Origin of the sequence: Micromonospora sp. NPDC048930 (assembly GCF_043197935.1) — a bacterium.
Taxonomy (GTDB): domain Bacteria; phylum Actinomycetota; class Actinomycetes; order Mycobacteriales; family Micromonosporaceae; genus Micromonospora.
Genome location: NZ_JBICUB010000001.1, coordinates 26,024 through 44,027 on the forward strand (window position 1 = coordinate 26,024; position 18,004 = coordinate 44,027).

Annotated in this window: 18 protein-coding genes and 1 riboswitch; of the genes, 10 read left to right on the top strand and 8 right to left on the bottom strand. The window is 74.9% G+C overall.

Annotated features, from left to right (window positions below; translation table 11 throughout):
- Positions 1–80: 80 nt before the first annotated feature.
- On the top strand, positions 81–944 hold the full coding sequence (locus tag ACGFI9_RS00155) for an NAD-dependent protein deacetylase (RefSeq protein WP_393173168.1): 864 nt from the start codon (positions 81–83) through the stop codon (positions 942–944).
- A gap of 65 nt (positions 945–1,009) precedes the next feature.
- Positions 1,010–1,109, top strand: a riboswitch (glycine riboswitch).
- Positions 1,110–1,181: 72 nt separating this feature from the next.
- Entirely contained in the window at positions 1,182–4,001 is a 2,820-nt protein-coding gene (gene gcvP / locus ACGFI9_RS00160) for an aminomethyl-transferring glycine dehydrogenase (protein ID WP_393173170.1), read from the top strand.
- Positions 4,002–4,126: 125 nt separating this feature from the next.
- On the opposite strand, the gene ACGFI9_RS00165 is transcribed toward gcvP, so the two are convergent.
- Positions 4,127–4,327, bottom strand: a complete 201-nt coding sequence (locus ACGFI9_RS00165) for a DUF5999 family protein (protein WP_036371784.1) — start codon at positions 4,325–4,327, stop codon at positions 4,127–4,129.
- 123 nt (positions 4,328–4,450) lie between these two features.
- Between ACGFI9_RS00165 and ACGFI9_RS00170 the strand changes: the two genes are divergently transcribed.
- Complete coding sequence (locus ACGFI9_RS00170) at positions 4,451–5,650, top strand: chorismate-binding protein (protein ID WP_393173172.1); 1,200 nt, start codon at positions 4,451–4,453, stop codon at positions 5,648–5,650.
- Positions 5,651–5,679: 29 nt separating this feature from the next.
- Here ACGFI9_RS00170 and pip read toward each other — a convergent pair whose 3' ends face one another.
- Positions 5,680–6,627: a prolyl aminopeptidase gene (pip, locus tag ACGFI9_RS00175; RefSeq protein WP_393173174.1), complete on the bottom strand. Its 948-nt coding sequence runs from the start codon at positions 6,625–6,627 to the stop codon at positions 5,680–5,682.
- A 51-nt stretch (positions 6,628–6,678) separates the two neighbouring features.
- Here pip and ACGFI9_RS00180 point away from each other — a divergent pair, with 51 nt between their 5' ends.
- Positions 6,679–7,170 (top strand): MarR family winged helix-turn-helix transcriptional regulator, encoded by a 492-nt coding sequence (locus ACGFI9_RS00180; protein WP_393173176.1) that lies wholly within the window; start codon positions 6,679–6,681, stop codon positions 7,168–7,170.
- Positions 7,171–7,224: 54 nt separating this feature from the next.
- Here ACGFI9_RS00180 and ACGFI9_RS00185 read toward each other — a convergent pair whose 3' ends face one another.
- Both ACGFI9_RS00185 and ACGFI9_RS00190 read right to left on the bottom strand, forming a co-directional pair.
- Positions 7,225–8,031, bottom strand: a complete 807-nt coding sequence (locus ACGFI9_RS00185; RefSeq protein WP_393173178.1) for an ABC transporter permease — start codon at positions 8,029–8,031, stop codon at positions 7,225–7,227.
- On the bottom strand, positions 8,028–8,987 hold the full coding sequence (locus ACGFI9_RS00190) for an ATP-binding cassette domain-containing protein (RefSeq protein ID WP_393175178.1): 960 nt from the start codon (positions 8,985–8,987) through the stop codon (positions 8,028–8,030). The genes ACGFI9_RS00185 and ACGFI9_RS00190 overlap by 4 nt, the downstream gene beginning before the upstream one ends.
- 72 nt (positions 8,988–9,059) lie before the next feature.
- Here ACGFI9_RS00190 and ACGFI9_RS00195 point away from each other — a divergent pair, with 72 nt between their 5' ends.
- Together ACGFI9_RS00195 and def are read left to right on the top strand one after the other, a co-directional pair.
- Positions 9,060–9,824 (top strand): TetR/AcrR family transcriptional regulator, encoded by a 765-nt coding sequence (locus ACGFI9_RS00195; RefSeq protein ID WP_393173180.1) that lies wholly within the window; start codon positions 9,060–9,062, stop codon positions 9,822–9,824.
- A gap of 50 nt (positions 9,825–9,874) precedes the next feature.
- Positions 9,875–10,384, top strand: coding sequence for a peptide deformylase (gene def / locus ACGFI9_RS00200; protein ID WP_393173182.1), 510 nt, complete (start codon positions 9,875–9,877; stop codon positions 10,382–10,384).
- A gap of 54 nt (positions 10,385–10,438) precedes the next feature.
- Here the strand turns inward: def and ACGFI9_RS00205 are convergent, their stop codons facing one another.
- From ACGFI9_RS00205 to ACGFI9_RS00215, 3 genes are all read right to left on the bottom strand, one after another.
- Entirely contained in the window at positions 10,439–12,016 is a 1,578-nt protein-coding gene (locus ACGFI9_RS00205) for a VWA domain-containing protein (protein WP_393173184.1), read from the bottom strand.
- Positions 12,017–12,266: 250 nt separating this feature from the next.
- Positions 12,267–13,040 (bottom strand): GNAT family N-acetyltransferase, encoded by a 774-nt coding sequence (locus ACGFI9_RS00210; RefSeq protein ID WP_393173186.1) that lies wholly within the window; start codon positions 13,038–13,040, stop codon positions 12,267–12,269.
- 24 nt (positions 13,041–13,064) lie between these two features.
- Positions 13,065–13,427 carry a winged helix-turn-helix transcriptional regulator gene (locus tag ACGFI9_RS00215; protein WP_393173188.1) on the bottom strand — a complete coding sequence of 121 codons (363 nt, stop codon included), beginning with the start codon at positions 13,425–13,427 and terminating at the stop codon, positions 13,065–13,067.
- A gap of 96 nt (positions 13,428–13,523) precedes the next feature.
- Between ACGFI9_RS00215 and ACGFI9_RS00220 the strand changes: the two genes are divergently transcribed.
- Positions 13,524–14,123: a malonic semialdehyde reductase gene (locus tag ACGFI9_RS00220; protein ID WP_393173190.1), complete on the top strand. Its 600-nt coding sequence runs from the start codon at positions 13,524–13,526 to the stop codon at positions 14,121–14,123.
- A 10-nt stretch (positions 14,124–14,133) separates the two neighbouring features.
- Here the strand turns inward: ACGFI9_RS00220 and ACGFI9_RS00225 are convergent, their stop codons facing one another.
- Complete coding sequence (locus ACGFI9_RS00225) at positions 14,134–14,907, bottom strand: sulfite exporter TauE/SafE family protein (RefSeq protein WP_393173192.1); 774 nt, start codon at positions 14,905–14,907, stop codon at positions 14,134–14,136.
- Positions 14,908–15,093: 186 nt separating this feature from the next.
- Between ACGFI9_RS00225 and ACGFI9_RS00230 the strand changes: the two genes are divergently transcribed.
- The 3 genes from ACGFI9_RS00230 to ACGFI9_RS00240 all read left to right on the top strand — a co-directional run bounded on the left by ACGFI9_RS00230 (position 15,094) and on the right by ACGFI9_RS00240 (position 18,003).
- The gene (locus ACGFI9_RS00230) at positions 15,094–15,873 is read left to right on the top strand and encodes an endonuclease/exonuclease/phosphatase family protein (protein WP_393173194.1); all 780 of its coding nucleotides are present in this window, start codon (positions 15,094–15,096) and stop codon (positions 15,871–15,873) included.
- A gap of 149 nt (positions 15,874–16,022) precedes the next feature.
- Entirely contained in the window at positions 16,023–16,985 is a 963-nt protein-coding gene (locus ACGFI9_RS00235; RefSeq protein ID WP_393173196.1) for a hypothetical protein, read from the top strand.
- Positions 16,960–18,003: an alpha/beta hydrolase gene (locus ACGFI9_RS00240; RefSeq protein WP_393173198.1), complete on the top strand. Its 1,044-nt coding sequence runs from the start codon at positions 16,960–16,962 to the stop codon at positions 18,001–18,003. The genes ACGFI9_RS00235 and ACGFI9_RS00240 overlap by 26 nt, the downstream gene beginning before the upstream one ends.
- Position 18,004 lies beyond the last annotated feature (1 nt).

Here is an 18,004-nt window from a genome sequence, read left to right on the forward strand (position 1 = left end):
GGCGGTGACCGTGGTCACCCGGACCGGCACCCCGGCGGCCACCGGTCGTCGGCGGGCGGCGGGTGAGGCAGCATGGACGCGTGACGGAGACGTTCGACGCGTTGACCCGGCTCGTCGGCGCCGGGGACGTCGTGGTGCTCAGCGGCGCCGGCCTGTCCACCGAGTCGGGCATCCCGGACTACCGGGGGCCCAGCGGCGCGGCCCGCCGGCACACCCCGATGACCTACCAGGCGTTCACCCGCGACCCGCACGCCCGGCGGCGCTACTGGGCGCGCAGCCACCTGGGGTGGCGCACGATCGCCCGGGCCGCCCCCAACGTGGGGCACCGGGCGGTGGCGCGGCTGCAGCGGGCCGGCCTGGTCGGTGGGATCATCACGCAGAACGTCGACGGTCTGCACACCGCCGCCGGCGCCACCGGGGTGATCGAACTGCACGGCCGCCTCGACGAGGTGACCTGCCTCGACTGCGGCAACCTCACCTCCCGGGAGGAGCTGGACCGGCGGTTGCGGGAGGCCAACCCGGGCTTCGACGCGCACATCGCCCACGTCAATCCCGACGGCGACGTCGACCTGCCCGACGAGGCGGTGGCCCGGTTCCGCACCGTCGACTGCGGCATCTGCGGCACCGGCATGCTGAAACCGGACGTGGTGTTCTTCGGCGAGACCGTGCCCGCGCCCCGGGTCGCCGACTGTTTCGCCCTGGTCGAGCGGGCCCGGGCGCTGCTGGTGCTCGGTTCCTCCCTGACGGTCATGTCAGGACGCCGGTTCGTGATCCGCGCGGCGAAGCTCGGCATCCCGGTGGCCATCGTCAACCAGGGGCCGACCCGCGGCGACGGGCACGCCACCCTCACCCTGGACGCGCCGCTGGGCGCGGTGCTGACCGCCCTGGCCGACCACGTCGACGCCGCGGCCGGCGCTCCGGCGGTGGAGCCCGCCGCGGTGTGACCCCGGCCGGCCGGGGTACGACATGAGCCGGAAACACGGTCGCTGGTAGCGTTGACCATGCCGGTACCACCCACGCGGGAGAGACCGCCCGGAAAACCCCCGGACGGCGCCGAAGGGGCAGATTCCTCCCCGGAACCTCTCAGGCAAAAGGACCGCGTGGGCAGGCACTGTGGAGCGCTTGGCGCGACTCAGGGGGAGGCCGACCCGTCGACCTGGCCCCCGCAAGGAGCGCAGCGCATGACCGCAGAGCAGTTCGCCGACCGGCACATCGGTCCCGGCCCCGACGACGAACGCCGCATGCTGGAGACCGTCGGCTACAGCTCCATCGACGAGCTGATGGACGCCGCGATCCCCGAGGTGATCCGCTGGCACGGCACCCTCGACCTGCCCGCCCCCGCCGGCGAACGGGAGGCCCTCGCCGAGCTGCGCGCCCTGGCCGCCCGCAACACCGTCGCCGTCTCCATGATCGGCCTCGGCTACCACGGCACCCACACCCCCGGCGTGATCCGCCGCAACGTCCTGGAGAACCCCGCCTGGTACACCGCGTACACGCCGTACCAGCCGGAGATCAGCCAGGGCCGGCTGGAGGCGCTGCTGAACTTCCAGACCATGGTCACCGACCTGACCGGGCTGGCCACCGCGAACGCGTCCATGCTCGACGAGGGCACCGCCGCGGCCGAGGCGATGACCCTCGCCCGCCGCGCGTCCCGGAGCAAGAGCCCGGTGTACGTCGTCGACGCGGACACCCTGCCGCAGACCGTCGCGGTGATCACCAGCCGGGCCGAGCCGCTGGGCATCGAGGTGCGGGTGCTGGACGTCGACCACGACGAGCTGCCGGGCGAGTTCTTCGGCCTGCACCTGCAGTACCCGGGCGCGTCCGGGGCGGTCCGCGACCACGCCGGGCTGGTCGAGGCCGCGCACGCGGCCGGCGCCCTGGTCACGGTGGCCGCGGACCTGCTGGCGTTGACGCTGCTGCGCCCACCCGGCGAGATCGGCGCGGACATCGCCGCCGGCACCACCCAGCGGTTCGGCGTGCCGATGGGCTTCGGCGGCCCGCACGCCGGCTACCTGGCCGTCCGCTCCGGCCTGGAGCGGATGCTGCCCGGCCGGCTGGTCGGCGTGTCCAAGGACGCCGACGGCAACCCGGCCTACCGGCTGGCGCTGCAGACCCGCGAGCAGCACATCCGCCGGGAGAAGGCGACCAGCAACATCTGCACCGCGCAGGTGCTGCTGGCCGTGATGGCCGGCATGTACGCGGTCTACCACGGCCCGGACGGGCTGCGGGCGATCGCCCGGCGTACCCATGACATGGCCGCGCGGCTCGCGGCCGGGCTGCGCGCCGGCGGCGTGCGGGTCGCGGACGTGGCGTTCTTCGACACCGTCACGGCCACCGTGCCGGGGCGGGCGGCCGCGGTGGTCGCCGCGGCGGCCGAGCGCAACGTGAACCTGCGGCTGGTCGACGCCGACCGGGTGGGGATCTCCTGCGACGAGACCACCACCCTGGCTCACCTGGAGGCGGTGTGGGCGGCCTTCGGGGTCGCCCCGGCGACCGGCGAGGTGGCCGCCGCCCTGCCGGCCGAGCTGGCCCGCACCTCGGACTTCCTCACCCACCCGGTGTTCCGCAACCACCACTCCGAGACGGCGATGCTGCGCTACCTGCGGCGGCTGGCCGACTTCGACTACGCCCTGGACCGGGGCATGATCCCGCTGGGGTCGTGCACGATGAAGCTGAACGCCACCACCGAGATGGAGGCGATCACCTGGCCGGAGTTCGCGCACCTGCACCCGTTCGCGCCGACCGAGCAGACCGCTGGCTACCGGGAGCTGATCGGGCAGCTGGAGGACTGGCTGGCCGAGGTGACCGGGTACGACGCGGTCAGCGTGCAGCCCAACGCCGGCTCCCAGGGGGAACTGGCCGGGCTGCTGGCCATCCGGGCCTACCACCGGTCGCGGGGCGAGGGGCACCGGGACGTGTGCCTGATCCCGTCATCGGCGCACGGCACCAACGCCGCGTCGGCGGTGATGGCCGGCATGCGGGTGGTGGTGGTCGGCTGCGACGCCGACGGCAACGTCGACCTGGTCGACCTCGACGCGAAGATCGACAAGCACCGGGACGCGCTCGCGGCGATCATGGTGACCTACCCGTCCACCCACGGGGTGTACGAGACGGGCATCGCGCAGCTGTGCGCGAAGGTGCACGACGCCGGCGGCCAGGTGTACGTCGACGGGGCGAACCTCAACGCGCTGGTCGGGTTCGCCAAGCCGGGCAAGTTCGGGGCGGACGTGTCGCACCTGAACCTGCACAAGACGTTCTGCATCCCGCACGGCGGCGGCGGTCCGGGGGTCGGTCCGGTGGCGGTGCGGGCGCACCTGGCGCCGTTCCTGCCCGGCGACCCGGCCGGGGAGCCTGCCGAGGGCCGGCCGGCGATCTCGGCGGCCCGGTACGGGTCGGCGGGGATCCTGCCGATCCCGTGGGCGTACCTGCGGATGATGGGCGCCGAGGGGCTGGCCCGGGCGACCGGGGTGGCGGTGCTCGCGGCGAACTACGTGGCCGCGCGGCTGCGCCACCACTTCCCGGTGCTGTACGCCGGCAACAAGGGCCTGGTGGCGCACGAGTGCATCCTGGACCTGCGGCCGTTGACCAAGGCGACCGGGGTGAGCGTCGACGACGTGGCGAAGCGGCTGATCGACTACGGCTTCCACGCGCCGACGATGTCGTTCCCGGTGGCGGGGACGCTGATGGTCGAGCCGACCGAGAGCGAGGACCTGGCCGAGCTGGACCGGTTCTGCGACGCGATGATCGCGATCCGGGCGGAGATCGACAAGGTGGGGTCGGGGGAGTGGCCGGCGGGGGACAACCCGCTCGCGAACGCCCCGCACACCGCGGCGATGGTCTCGGCTGACGAGTGGCCGCACCCGTACCCGCGGTCGGTGGGGGCGTACCCCGCTCAGGACCGGGCGGGGAAGTACTGGCCGCCGGTGCGGCGGATCGACGGCGCGTACGGCGACCGGAACCTGGTCTGCTCGTGCCCGGCGCCGGAGGCGTTCGAGAACTGAGGTGCGCGGAGGCCGGGGCGGTCGTCAAGCCGCCCCGGCGCGTCGTCGACCTGGGGAGCGAGCCCTCGCCGGTGGGGGCTAGCCTGGGTCGACGACGCATGCTGCGGTCACGCAGCGTGGTGAGATCAGGCGACGAGGGCGTGTCGGGCGGGGCCGCGGTGCGGGGCGATGGTGCTGCCGTCGGGGAGCAGTTCTCCGGTGTCCTCGAAGACGATCACACCGTTGCAGAGCAGGCTCCACCCCTGTTCAGGAAAGCAGGCGAGGACACGGGCGGCTTCTCGGTCGGTCGCCTCAGCGGAGGGGCAGGTGGGTTGGTGCTGGCACATCGGGTTCTCCGGACTGTGGGGGCGCTGTGTCATGGTTCACATGACCAGTGACGCACAGTACCAAGCAAAACCGCGCGGCATCGAGCAAGGATCCGGCTTGTTCCCCCAGAATCGGCTGAACGGATGAGTGAGAACGGACCGGACGGCGTGGAAGCGCTCCCAAAGAGGTTCGTCGACGCCCCGGCGGCACCGCTCGACTGCCGGCACCGGCTCGTCGAACGGGCCCGCCTGGAGTGGTGGCCCGCCGACGGCGGCGACCCCGCCGCCCTCGCCGAGGACTTCCTCGCCGCCCACGGCATCGACCTGCGGGAGGTGTCCCGTCCCGCCGTCCACGACCCCGACGGTGTCTGCGGTGCCGCCCTGTACCTGTCGGCCGCCGCCGGGGCCCGCGCCGCCGGCGGGTCGACCGGCGCACCCACCCCGGTGCCGGCGCTGCCCGACCTCGCGGTGGTGGTCTACGGCCACGCCGACCAGCCGGCCGCCCCGTCCGGCGGTGGCCGCGCGCCGGGTGGCTGGTGGCTGGGGGACTGGCGGGACAGTTGGACGCCCCACGCGCACGCCGACGCCGTCGAGGCGGTCCGTGCCGCCATCGGTCGCGGGGACGTCTACCAGGTGAACGTCGTCGGCCACGCCGCCGCCCCGTACGCGGGGGATCCGCTGCCCGCCCTGGCCCGGCTGGCCGCCCTGCCGGGCGCCCGCTACGGCGGCACCCTCGCCGGGCTGGGCTGGGCGGTTGGCTGTGCCTCCCCGGAGACCCTGATCGCCCTCGAGGACGGCCGTCTCGTCACCCGGCCGATCAAGGGCACCCGACCGGCCACCGGCGCGGGCCGGCGGGAGCTGCTCGCCTCCGCCAAGGAACGCGCCGAGCACGTCATGATCGTCGACCTGGAACGCAACGACCTGGCCCGGGTCGCCCGCACCGGCTCGGTCCGGGTCGACGAGCTGTTCGCCGTACGCCGGTGGTGCGACCTGTGGCAGGCCGAGTCGACGGTCTCGGCGGCGCCCGCCGACGGGCTGGGCCTGGCGGCGCTGCTGCGGGCGGTCTGCCCCGGCGGATCGGTGACCGGCGCGCCGAAGCTGGCCGCGCTGGACCGGATCGCCGCCCTGGAGCCGGTCGGCCGGGGCGCCAGCATGGGCGCGCTGGGCTGGGTGGGGCCCGGGCGGATCGACCTGGGGCTGACCATCCGCACCGCCGCGGCCGACGCCGAGCGGCTGCACGTGTGGGCCGGTGGCGGCATCACCTGGGGCAGCGACCCGGCCGCCGAGGTGGCCGAGGCGGCCGCCAAGGCCGCCCCGGTCCGCGCGCTGCTCGCCGCCGCCTGAACCGGGCGCGATGCCTCGGCGGTGCCATGTCAGGCGCGGGCGAACGCGTCCAGCGCGGCGACGACCCGCTCGCCCACGCCGTGGCCGCTGCCGTGGCCGCCGGATTCGACGATCTCCAGGTGGGCGTCCGGCCAGTCCCGGGTCAGCTGCCAGGCGATCTCCGGCGGGCCGCTGACGTCGAGCCGGCCCTGCACCAGCACGCCGGGGATGCCGGCGAGCTTGCCGGCGTCGCGCAGCAGCTGCCCGTCCGGCATGAACCCGAGGTTGCTCCAGTAGTGGGTGACGATCCGGACGAACGCGGCCCGGAACACCAGGTCGGCGTAGCGGGGGTCGGGCTTGAACCCGCCGGCGAGGGAGACGTGCACGTCCTCCCAGGCGCACCAGTCCCGCTCCGCCCGCTCCCGCACCAGCGGGTCCGGGTCGTTGACCAGCCGGGCGTACGCGGCGGACAGGTCGCCGTCCCGGTCGGCCGCGGGCACGCCGTCGCGGAACCGGGCCCACTCCTGCGGGAAGACCCGTCCCATGTCCCGGGTCACCCAGTCGATCTCCCGGCGGGTGTTGGCGACCACGCTGAACAGCACCAGCGCGGTGACCCGCTCCGGGTGGCGCTGGGCGTACGCCAGGGACAGCGACGAGCCCCAGGAGGCGCCGCAGAGCAGCCACCGGTCCACGCCCAGGTGCTCGCGCAGCCGTTCCATGTCGGCCAGCAGGTGGGCGGTGGTGTTGACCGACAGGTCCACCGCCGGGTCGCTGGCGTGCGGGGTGCTGCGGCCGCAGCCGCGCTGGTCGAACAGGACGATCCGGTAGGCGGCCGGGTCGAACAGCCGCCGCCAGGACGGGGTGGCGCCCGAGCCGGGGCCGCCGTGCACCACCAGCGCGGGCCGGCCGTCCGGGTTGCCGCACGTCTCCCAGTGGATCCGCTGGCCGTCGCCGACGTCGAGCTGGCCCTGCGCGTACGGCTCGATCGGTGGATACATCCGGGTCCCCTCCCACGCACCAGATACAACAGCGCTGTTACATTAGCGGACATGACCGCCGCCCCCGACCGCGAGGCCCTCGGCACCCTGCTGCGCCACGTCCTGGAGCTGCTCGACAGCGACGTCGCCGCCGTCTACGCCGACCTGGACCTGGCCGACTACCGGCCCCGCTACTCGCCCCTGCTGCGGGTGCTGCTCGCCGACGGCCCGCTGCCCATCCGCGACCTCGCCGCCCGGGTCGGCGTCACCCACTCCGCGGCCAGCCAGACCGTCGCCCAGATGAGCCGCGCCGGCCTGGTCACCCTCAGCCCCGGCGCGGACGCCCGGCAGCGCATCGTCACCCTCACCGACCGCGCCCACGCGCTGCGGCCGGTGATCGAGGCCGAGTGGGCGGCCACCACCACCGCCATGCGGCAGCTCGACGCCGAGCTGCCCGTACCCCTGGCCGACGAGCTGTACGCGGTCCTCGCGGCGCTGCGCCGCCGGCCGCTGCGCGACCGGATCACCGACACCGGCCTGGCCCCCGCCGTCCCGCCGGCCTGACCGACGCACCGGGGCGGGTCCACCGGCGGGTGCCTGCCCCGAGCGGCGCGTCGGTCAGCGGCCCAGCTCCCGCCAGCGGCGCACCGCCAGCGGCACGAGGATCGCCATGACCAGCAGCGGCCAGGCCACGGCCAGCACCCACGCGTGCTGTGCCGGCCACGAGTCGGCGCCCCAGCCGGGATTGCCGAACAGCTGCCGGCACGCCGCCACGGTGGCCGACAGCGGGTTCCAGGCGGCGACGGCGGCGAGCCAGCCCGGCATGGTGGCCGGGGCGACGAAGGCGTTGGAGGCAAAGCCCAGCGGCCACACCAGGATCTGCAGCGCGGCGACCGCCTCGGGGCGGCGCAGCAGCAGCGCCAGGTACACGCCGAGCCAGATCATCGCGAAGCGCAGGAGGAGCAGCAGCGCCACGGCGGCGGCCGCCCGGACGGGCCCCCGGTGCGGTTGCCAGCCCACCAGGACGCCGCAGCCGAGGACCACGGCCAGCGCCGCCGTGGCGTGCAGCAGGTCGGCCAGGGCCCGCCCGGTCACCACCGCGGCCCGACTCATCGGCAGGGACCGGAACCGGTCGGTCACCCCGCGCGCGGTGTCGCCGGCGACCGCCGTGTAGGTGGTCTCGACGCCGAAGAGCATGGTCATGGCGGCCATGCCGGGCAGCAGGAACTCGCGGTAGTCGGCGCCGTCGGGCACGGCCATCGCACCACCGAACAGGTAGCCGAACATCAGCACCAGCAGGACCGGGAAGAGCAGCCCGACGAGCAGGTCGGCGGGGCGGCGACGCCAGTGGGCGAGGGCCCGGCCGGTGAGGGTGGCGGTGTCGGTGGCCGCCCAGCGGGCCCGGCGCAGTGGCAGCGTGGTCACGCCGTCACCTCCACCGGCGCTTCGGTGAGGCGCAGGAACACCTCGTCCAGGGTGGGGCGCCGGACCGCCACGTCGCCCACCGCCAGTCCGGCCGCCTCCACCGCGCGCAGGACGGCGGTGAGCCCGGCGACCCGGTCGGTGGCCGGCACGCTGAGCCGCAACGCCGCCCGGTCCACGGTGGGCGGGTGGCCGGTGGCGGCGGTGAGCGCGGCGACGGCGGGCGCCAGGTCGTCCGGGTGGTGCAGGACCAGGTCCACCCGGTCACCGCCGAGGGTGGACTTCAGCTCCTCGGGTGTGCCGGCGGCGGTGATCCGCCCCCGGTCGAGCACCCGCACCGTGTCCGCCAGCCGGTCGGCCTCCTCCAGGTACTGCGTGGTCAACAGCACGGCGGTGCCGGCGGTGACGAGGTCACCGACGGTGTCCCAGACGTCGGCCCGGGCGCGCGGGTCCAGCCCGGTGGTGGGCTCGTCGAGGAACAGCACCGGCGGGTCGACGATCAGCGCGGCGGCCAGGTCGAGCCGGCGGCGCATCCCGCCGGACCAGGTCGCGACGGGCCGGTCCGCGGCCGTGGTGAGCCCGAACCGGTCCAGCAGGTCGTCGGCGCGGGCCGCGGCCCGGGCGGGGGACAGATGGTGCAGCCGGCCGAACAGGACCAGGTTCTGCCGGCCACCGAGGATCTCGTCGACGGCGGCGGACTGGCCGACCAGACCCAGGTGTGCGCGGGCCTGGTCGGCCTGCCGGCGTACGTCGAAGCCGGCGATCCGGGCGACGCCCGCGTCGGGGCGCAGCAGCGTGCTCAGGATGCGGACCAGGGTGCTCTTGCCGGCCCCGTTGACGCCGAGCACGGCACAGACGGTGCCGGCCGGCACGGCCAGGTCCACGCCGTCGAGCGCCGTTTGGTCGCCGTACCGCTTGCGCAGCCCGGCCGCCTCGATCACTGGTCCGTCCCGTCGCATCACGCCCCCGCTCCATCGTTCCGGTACGCTGTACCGTACACCATACGGTATTGGTGACGGTACAGTCGGCCGGTGACCACCGAGTACAGCGGCACCGGCGACCCCGCACGCAGCCTCGCCCTGCTCTGGCGTACCCGGGACCGGCCCAGCCGCAAGGGCGGCGACCTCACCGTCGACCGGATCGTGCGGGCGGCCATCGAGGTCGCCGACGCCGACGGGCTCGCCGCGCTGTCCATGCGCCGGGTCGCCGAGCGGCTGGGCGTGGGCACCATGACCCTCTACACGCACGTGCCCGGCAAGGGCGAGCTGTTCGACGTCATGCTCGACACCGTCTACGGCGAGACCGCCCGCCCCGACGACGTGCCCGGCGGCTGGCGGGGCCGGCTGGAACAGATCGCCCGGGAGAACCGCGCCCTGTACCTGCGGCACCCGTGGCTGCTGCAGGTCGCCACCACCCGGCCGCCGCTGGGCCCGAACCTGATCGCCAAGTACGACTACGAGCTGCGCGCGGTCGACGGCATCGGCCTGACCGACCTGGAGATGGACGCCGTGGTCACCCTCGTCGACAACTACGTGCACGGCGCGGTCCGCGGCGCCGTGGAGGCGGCGGAGGCCACCCAGCGCACCGGCATGACCGAGCAGCAGTGGTGGCACGCGCACGCCCCGTACCTGGAGAAGGTGCTCGACCCCCGGCGGTTCCCGCGCGCCGCGCGGGTCGGCACCGCCGCCGGCGAGGCGTACCAGGCCGCCGCCGACCCGGCCGGCGCCTTCGAGTTCGGGCTGGCCCGCCTCCTCGACGGCGTGGAGGTCCTGATCCGGGAGCGCACCGCCGGCTGAGCGGCGGGTGCCCGCACCGGCGCGGGTAACGGACGGATAGCCTTCCGGGCATGACTATGCGCCCGATCCGGATCATCGGCGACCCCGTGCTGCGTACCCCTTCGGAGCCGGTGACCAGCTTCGACGCCGAACTGCGCGCGCTCGTGCAGGATCTGATGGACACGCTGCTCGGCGCGCCCGGCCGGGCCGGGGTGGCCGCGCCCCAGATCGGGGTGAACGCGCAGGTGTTCGTCTACGACGCCGACGGCCACCGCGGCCACCTGATCAACCCCACGCTGGAGCTGTCCGAGGAGCGCCAGGACGACGACGAGGGCTGCCTGTCCATCCCCGGGCTGTACTTCCCGACCCCGCGGGCGATGCGGGCCACCGCGCACGGCTTCGACCAGCACGGCGAGCCGCTGACCATCTCCGGCCGGGGTTTCCTCGCCCGGGCCCTGCAGCACGAGACCGACCACCTGCACGGCCGCCTCTACGTCGACACGCTGCGCGGGGATACCCGCCGCCGGGCGCTGCGGGAGATCCGCGCCGGCCGGTTCCACTCGCCCAGCCGCGGCCTCTGACGCACGGCGGGGGTGGCCGGAACCGCCGGCCACCCCCGCGTCACGACCGGGTCGTCACTTCGGCGGCGGGGCCACCAGGCAGGTCGCCGTCGAGGCGTTGCCGGCGTCGTCCACGCCGGTGATCACGGCGTCGCCGCGCAGGGTCACCTTGTAGTCGATGTCGCCGGTGCCGTCCTTGACCCGGGACTGCGCGCCCGGCGCCTGCACCAGCTTGATCTTCGTGCCGGCCGGGAACGGCCCGAACTTCACCGACGGGTCGGCGGCGTCACCGATGTACACCTCGACGGCCGTGTCGACGATGTCGGTGGCGGCCAGCTCGTAGAACCCGTCCGGGTTGTACGAGCCGGGGGTGTTGTCGCCGCTGGGGTTGTTGGTCGGCACGCACTGGGTGGTCGGGGCGGTGGTGTCCACCACCCGCATCACCGCGGTGTCGCTGCCGGTGTTGCCGGCCGCGTCGGTGGCGGTGCAGGTGACCGTGGTGGCGCCCAGCGGGAAGGTGCTGCCGGACGACGGCGCACAGGTCGGGGTGAGCAGCCCGTCGACGTTGTCGGTCGCGGTCGCCGGGTAGGTGATCACCGCGCCGGCGGGGCTGGTCGCCTCGACGGTCCGGTCGTCGACGACCACGGTCGGCGGGGTGACGTCGTTGACCGTGACGCTGATCTGCTCGACGAACGCGGGTCCGCCGGACAGGCCGTTGAGCAGGAACTCCACCGTGCAGTGCAGGGTGGCGCCCTGGGCGGCGTCGGCGGCGACCGTGATGGTCTCGGCGAACGGCACGTCGGTGCCGCTCTGCTGGGTCTTCGACGCGGCGTCGAAGCTCACCGACAGGCCCGGGTCGCAGGAGGTGACGGTCGGGGTGACGGTGACGTCCAGGTCGTGCAGCCCGGACAGGATCGCCGCGGTGACCGTGTCCGGGGCGCTGCCGATCACCTGGCCGCCGGTGGCGTTGGCCACGGTGGTGGCCTGCCCGAGGGCGTCCAGCCCGCCGCCTCCGCCGCTGACGTCGACCGCCAGGACCCGGGCGTCGTCGGCCTGCAGCGCGGCGGTGGCCTGCGTCAGGGTGTGCCCGGCGCTCGGGTCGTGGCTGGGGGCGTCGCCGACCAGCACCACGATCCGGCTGCTGCCTGACCGGTAGGCGATCCCGCCCTCGGAGACCTGGAACAGGCCGTTCACCCAGGCCTCCGGGGTGTCCCCGCCGCCGCCGGCGACCAGCCCGTTGACCGCGTCCTGCAGCGCCGTGGCGTCGCCGGTGAGGTTCTGCCGGACCCGGAACAGCTCCGCGCCGTCACCCTCGTCGCGGTAGGAGGCGACCGCGAACTGGGCGCTCGGCTGCGCGCCGCGCACGTTGTCGATCACCTGTTGCAGGTTGGTGCGGACGTTGGCGATCGCCGGGCCCATGCTGCCGGTCGTGTCGACCAGCAGCACCACGTCCGGGTTCGGCGGGATCGGCGGGGTCGAGACGACCTTGCTGATCGGGATGGTGGCGCCGGGGTCGGCGGCCCGGTCCACGGTGGCCGGGTCGACGCCGGGCGCCGCCCAGGCGGGTGTGGCCGCCGCGGTCACCATCGCGGTCACGGCGGCGGCGACGGTCACCGCCCTTCGTCGCCCCCGGGGTGTCGCTGTGAAACCCATCGTGTCTCCTTCGGCTCCGCCGCGCCCGCCCCGGGCGCGGCCTCGAAGGCAGACGCTAGGGGCTCGTCGGGCCCGGACCGGTCCGACACTTGCCCAGCTCACGGTCGGTTTCCCGACCCGGCGTGGCGACTGGACACGGCAGCCACGGCACCCGGTCGGCGCGCGGCGCCGGACGCGCCGAGCCGGGGTTGTCGGACGACGGCTCCAGGTCGCGGCGCGGCGGCGGACGCGCCGAGCTGGAGTCAGCCGGTCACGGGCGGCGGCGCAGCCCGCACTCGGTGAAGTCGGCGACCCGGGTGAAGCCCAGCCGCTCGTAGAGGCGTACGGCGGCGGTGTTGTCGGCCCGGACGTTGAGGGTGACGTGGTCGACGCTCTCGCGCAGCCGGGCGCAGAGCGCGGCCATGGCGGCGCCGGCCAGGCCCTGGCCGCGCACGTGCGGGTGGGTGGTGACGTTGCCCAGGGCGGCCACCCGCCAGGTGGGCGACCAGACGTGCACCCCGGCCACGGCCACCAGGTCGCCGTCGGCGCGGATCCCCACGTACTGGCCGGTGTCCAGCATCCGCGGGTCGAACCAGTTCCCGGGGTACGCGGCGGCGTAGAGGGCGTGCAGCGCCGGCAGGTCGGCGCGGTCGAGCACCTGCCCGGCGGGCGTGACCCGGGCCAGCCGGGCCGGGTCGGTCAACGCCATCCGGTGGTGCGGCGCGGCGTCGGTCGGCTCGTACCAGCGGGCCACCGTGGCGTCCAGGCCGGGGGAGAGGTGCGCCCACAGCCGGGCCGGCAGCAGCGGGGCCAGTTCGGTCAGCAGCGCGGCCATCTCGTCGGTGCGCTCCGGCGGGGCGAACGCCAGCAGGGTCGGCAGCTCGACGCCGTGGTAGAGCAGGGCCACCTGGTCGCCGCGGCGGTACCAGGAGGTGTAAGGCCAGAAGAAGTCGTCCAGGTCGCCCAGCTGGTAGGCGTGCAGCACCGGGTCGCGTCCCAGCAGCTCGGCCAGGACGGCCCGGTCGTGTTCGGCGCGTACGGGCACCCGGCCATGATCACATGGCGGCGGTCAGCAGCCGCCGGCGCGTCCCCGCTCGGCGGGCAGGTTCTCGTGCGCCCAGCGGGCGAGCGCGTCCAGGGCCGGCAGCAGGGCGGCGCCGCGCTCGGTGAGCTCGTAGCTGACCCCGACCGGCGGACCCTCCCGCACGGTGCGCGAGACCAGGCCGACCCGGCACAGTTCGCCGAGCCGGTCGGAGAGCACCGACTCGCTGATCCCGGGCAGTGCCCGGCCCAGCTCGGCGAAGCCGGCCGGCCCGGCGGCGAGGGTGCCCAGCAGGACGCCGTTCCAGCGCTTGCCGAGGAACGCGAAGGCCTGGGCCAGCCCCTGGTCACACATGCGGGGCTCGCCGCCCACCTCCGGCCTGACTGTCACCTCTCCAGGATACGCGCTACCCTCGTCCCGGAAGGCACTACTAAAAAGCTAGCCCCTCTCGATGTCGGAGGGGCAAGCCCGGAACAAGGAACCGATATGAGCGATTTCATCACCCTGCACCCCGAGGCGCAGGCGCAGCTGTTCACCGACGCCCGCACCGCGAACACCTTCACGGACGAGCCGGTCAGTGACGAGCAGCTGCGGGCCATCTTCGAGCTGGCCAAGTACCCGCCCACCGCCGCCAACACGCAGCCGCTGCGGGTGCTGATCGTCCGGCAGGGGGAGGCCCGCGAGCGGCTGCTGGCCCACATGGGCGAGGGCAACCGCGCCAAGACCGCCACCGCGCCCGTCGTCGCCGTCCTCGCCGCCGACACCGACTTCCACGAGTTCATCCCGCGGGTCTTCCCGATCCGCCCGGAGATGCGCGACGGCCTCGCCGCCGACGCCGTCGCCCGCGAGGGGATGGCCCGCTTCAACGCCACCCTGCAGATCGGCTACTGGCTGTTCGCCGTCCGCGCCGCCGGCCTGGCCGCGGGCCCGATGGCCGGCTTCGACGCCGACGGCCTCGACAAGGAGTTCTTCGCCGACAGCAGCTGGCGGTCCCTGCTCGTGGTCAACATCGGCAAGCCCGGCCCGGACGCCTGGTTCCCCCGACTGCCCCGCCTGGACTACGAGGACGTCGTCCGGCACGCCTGAGGCGAGCGGGTCAGCTCGCCATCCACTGGTCGTAGCCCAGCTTGCCCACCAGGGCCACCACCACGACCAGCAGCACCACCCGCACGAAGCCGGAGCCGCGCCGCAGCGCCATCCGCGCGCCCAGCGCGGCTCCGGCTACGTTGCACACCGCCATCGCCGCACCCAGCAGCCACCACACGTGCCCGGTCATCGCGAACACCACCAGCGCGCCCAGGTTCGTGCCGGCGTTGACCACCTTCGCCATCGCCGAGGCGTGCACGAAATCCGCCCCCACCAGCGCGGTGAACGCCAACACCAGAAACGTGCCGGTGCCCGGCCCGATCAACCCGTCGTACAGGGCGATGCCCAGCCCGGCCACCGCGACCGCCGCCGCCACCCGCGCCCCCGTGCGCCGGTGCGGCAACGCCACCACCCCCAACCGCGGCCGGGTCAGCACGAACACCGCCACCGACAGCAGCACCACCAGCACCACCGGCCGGTACGCGCCCGCCGGCACCGCCCCCGCCAGCACCGCGCCCAACCCGGCGGTCACCACCGCCAGGCCCGCCGACGGACCGGCCACCGCCCAGTCCAGCTTCGTACGCCGGGCGTAGGTGAGCGCCGCGGTGGACGTACCGAAGATCGCGGCCAGCTTGTTCGTGCCCAACGCCGTGGCCACCGGCACCCCCGGCGCGGCCACCAGCAGCGCCGGCAACAGCAACAGGCCCCCGCCCCCGACCACGGCATCCACCCAGCCCGCCATGGCGGCCGCGGTCAACAGGGTGGTCAGCGAGACAGGATCCACGGGCGGCCATTCTTCCCACCACCACCGCCGCGACGAGGCCGGCTGTGGCCAGCCTCACCGCCGCTCAGCGCCCCCGGCGCCGCCGCAACCACAGGCCCGCCGACCCCAGCGCCACGAACACCAGCATCGAACAGAGCAGCAGCTTGAGCACCCGGCAAGCCTGCCACGGGGACGTAGGGTGTGCTCGTGCGCCTGGCCACGTTCAACCTGCTGCACGGCCGCTCCCTCACCGACGGGCTCGTCGACCCCGACCGGCTCGCCGGCGCCGTCGCCGCGCTCGACGCCGACGTGCTCGCCCTGCAGGAGGTCGACCGGGACCAGTCCCGCAGCGGCAAGCTCGACCTGACCGCCATCGCCGCCCGCGCCCTCGACGCCCCCGAGCACCACTTCGCCGCCGCCGTGGTCGGCACCCCCGGCGAACGGTTCCGTCCGCTGACCCACGACGACGACGGGCACGGCGAACCCCTCTACGGCGTCGGCCTGGTCAGCCGGTACCCCGTCCGCTCCTGGCAGGTCACCCGCCTGCGCCCCGCCCCCGTGCGCTCCCCGGTCTACGTACCCGGCGCCGGCGGGGGACTGGTGCTGCTGCACGACGAACCCCGCGTCGTCCTCGCCGCCGTCCTGGACACCCCGCACGGGCCGCTGACCGTCGCGGCCACCCACCTGTCCTTCGTGCCCGGCTGGAACATCCTGCAACTGCGCCGCGTGGTACGCGCCCTGCGCGCGCTACCCGCCCCGCGGATCCTCCTCGGCGACCTGAACCTCCCCGCCGGCCCCGCCGGGCTGCTGTCCGGCTGGCCGCCCCTCGGCCGCCGCCCCACCTACCCGGCCGGGCAGCCCCGGGTGCAGCTCGACCACATCCTCGCCGACCGGCAGGACCGGCACCGGCTGCCACCCGTCACCGCCGTCGACACCCCGCTGTCGGTGATCTCCGACCACCGGCCGCTGGTCGTCGACCTCGGCTGAACCACACCGTCAGCCCACTCCCAGGCACCCCTCGGCCGGCACCCAGCCGACCGGATCACAATCACCCTCGCCCCGACCCCGGGCCGGGCATTCCCCACCGGCCGCGGCGGCGACCGTGGTAACGATGGTGCGACGACGGGAGGCACGAGGTGTCCCTCACCGGCATACCGCTGCTCGCCCTGGCCACGGCCGCCACCCTCGCCGCCGCGGGCGCCACCGTGGTCGGCTGGCCCCGCGTACGCCGGGCCCGGCTGCTGGTCCGCCCCACCGCCGTCCTGCTCACCGAACTGCTCGTGCTGCTCACCGTCGGCCTGGCCGTCAACCGGCAGGAGCAGTTCTACACCTCCTGGAACGACCTGCTGCACACCGGCGGGAACACCACCGCCGGCCGCGACGACCACCCCGGACGACTGGACCGCTGGCTCAGCCACCGCACCACCGACCCGGACACCCCGGTCACCGTCGACTGGCGGCCCACCGGCTGGCAGGACTGGCACCTGGCCACCCCACCCACCGTCGTGGTGCCCGCCGGCTACCTGCGCCACCCCGACTGGCGCTACCCGGCCGTCCTCGTCGTCGCCGACGACGACCGCTGGACCCCCACCGAGGACCAGGACGCCGCCCGCGCCGCCGTCACCGCCGGCCCCGCCGTGCTGGTGTTCACCCGACCCGCCCCCACCGTCGACCCCGGCGTCCTGGCCGGCGCCGTACCGCTGAGCCTCGCCCGCGACCTGCGCGTCACCGGCCACAGCTGGGCCCTGGTGACCACCACCCGCCGGCAGGCCCTCGCCGACGCCGTCGTGCACGCCGCACCCGACCGCTACCCGGCCCTGGCCCTGGTCGCGGACACCCCCGCCCGCACCCCGCCCGCCCTGCCCACCGGGGAAGCCCTCGCCGTCACCGCACCCACCGCCGCGGCCACCACCCACCTCCCGGCCGGCCCCGGCCGGGGCCTGCCCGCCGCCCTGCGGTGGGCCTGCCAGCACACCCCGGCGCCACTGGCCGCCCCCGCCCCGCTGATCCCGCCCGCGCAGCACCCCCGGCACCCGCACCCACCGGCCAACCCACCCTCGACGGCAGACACCCATGTCACCCGACAGCATCCCCACTGAGCTCACCGCGGTCGCGCTCGCCGTCGCCGCCGCCGTGCTCCTCGCCGCCATCTGGGACACGCCGCACGGCCCACGGCGGCACGCCGTGCGAGCCGTCGCCGGTCTGCTCTGCCTCGCCACCACCGCCGCAGTCGGGCTGGCCTGGGCCAACCGGCAGAGCGCCACGTACACCAGGTGGGCGGACCTGCTCGGCTCGCCCGACGCCGCCGCGACCGGCACCACCGCCATCCCCACCGGCGCCGACGGCCACCACGGCGGCCGGGTCCTCACCGTCACCGTCCCCGGCACCGCCAGCGGCCTCAACCTGCCCATGTACGTCTACCTGCCGGCCGCCTACGACACCCACCCGAAGCAGCGTTTCCCGGTCATCGAGGCGCTGCACGGCTACCCCGGCTCACCCGCCGGCTGGCTGCAACTGCTCGACGCCCCCGGCCACCTGGACCGGGAGATCGCCGCCGGCCGGATGGCCCCCACCGTCGTGCTGTTCCCCTACCAGACGCCCAACACCATGCTCGACACCGAATGCGTCAACCTCACCCACGGCCCGCAAACCGAAACGTTCCTCACCGCCGACGTGCCCGCCTGGGCCACCACCCACCTGCGGCTACGCACCGACCGCAACGCCTGGGGCCTGACCGGCCTGTCCGCCGGCGGCTACTGCGCCACCAACCTGCTACTACGCCACCCCGACCGGTACGCCGCCGCGGCCAGCCTCTCCGGCTACGCCGACCCCGGCCTCACCATCGGCGACGGCACCGAACACACCCTCAACAACGACATCTGGCGGCTGCAACACCTGCCCCGCCCCGCCGTCGCCCTCTACCTGTCCTGCGGCCGCGCCGACCACCACGCGATGCACGACACCCGCGCGCTGAGCCGGCTGGCCCGCCCACCGATCGCCCTCACCACCAGCTACGTAGACGGGGGCGGCCACAACCCGTCCACCTGGCGAGCCGTCGAAGCACCCGCCTTCGACTGGCTCTCCACCTGGCTGGGCCGCCCCGTCAACACACCCTGAC

Bases quoted from the DNA above. Each gene is read 5' to 3' on its own strand.
- gcvP (WP_393173170.1), top strand. From the start codon at position 1,182: ATGACCGCAGAGCAGTTCGCCGACCGGCACATCGGTCCCGGCCCCGAC.
- ACGFI9_RS00165 (WP_036371784.1), bottom strand. From the start codon at position 4,327: ATGTGCCAGCACCAACCCACCTGCCCCTCCGCTGAGGCGACCGACCGA.
- ACGFI9_RS00170 (WP_393173172.1), top strand. From the start codon at position 4,451: ATGAGTGAGAACGGACCGGACGGCGTGGAAGCGCTCCCAAAGAGGTTC.
- pip (WP_393173174.1), bottom strand. From the start codon at position 6,627: ATGTATCCACCGATCGAGCCGTACGCGCAGGGCCAGCTCGACGTCGGC.
- ACGFI9_RS00180 (WP_393173176.1), top strand. From the start codon at position 6,679: ATGACCGCCGCCCCCGACCGCGAGGCCCTCGGCACCCTGCTGCGCCAC.
- ACGFI9_RS00190 (WP_393175178.1), bottom strand. From the start codon at position 8,987: ATGCGACGGGACGGACCAGTGATCGAGGCGGCCGGGCTGCGCAAGCGG.
- def (WP_393173182.1), top strand. From the start codon at position 9,875: ATGACTATGCGCCCGATCCGGATCATCGGCGACCCCGTGCTGCGTACC.
- ACGFI9_RS00205 (WP_393173184.1), bottom strand. From the start codon at position 12,016: ATGGGTTTCACAGCGACACCCCGGGGGCGACGAAGGGCGGTGACCGTC.
- ACGFI9_RS00220 (WP_393173190.1), top strand. From the start codon at position 13,524: ATGAGCGATTTCATCACCCTGCACCCCGAGGCGCAGGCGCAGCTGTTC.
- ACGFI9_RS00240 (WP_393173198.1), top strand. From the start codon at position 16,960: ATGTCACCCGACAGCATCCCCACTGAGCTCACCGCGGTCGCGCTCGCC.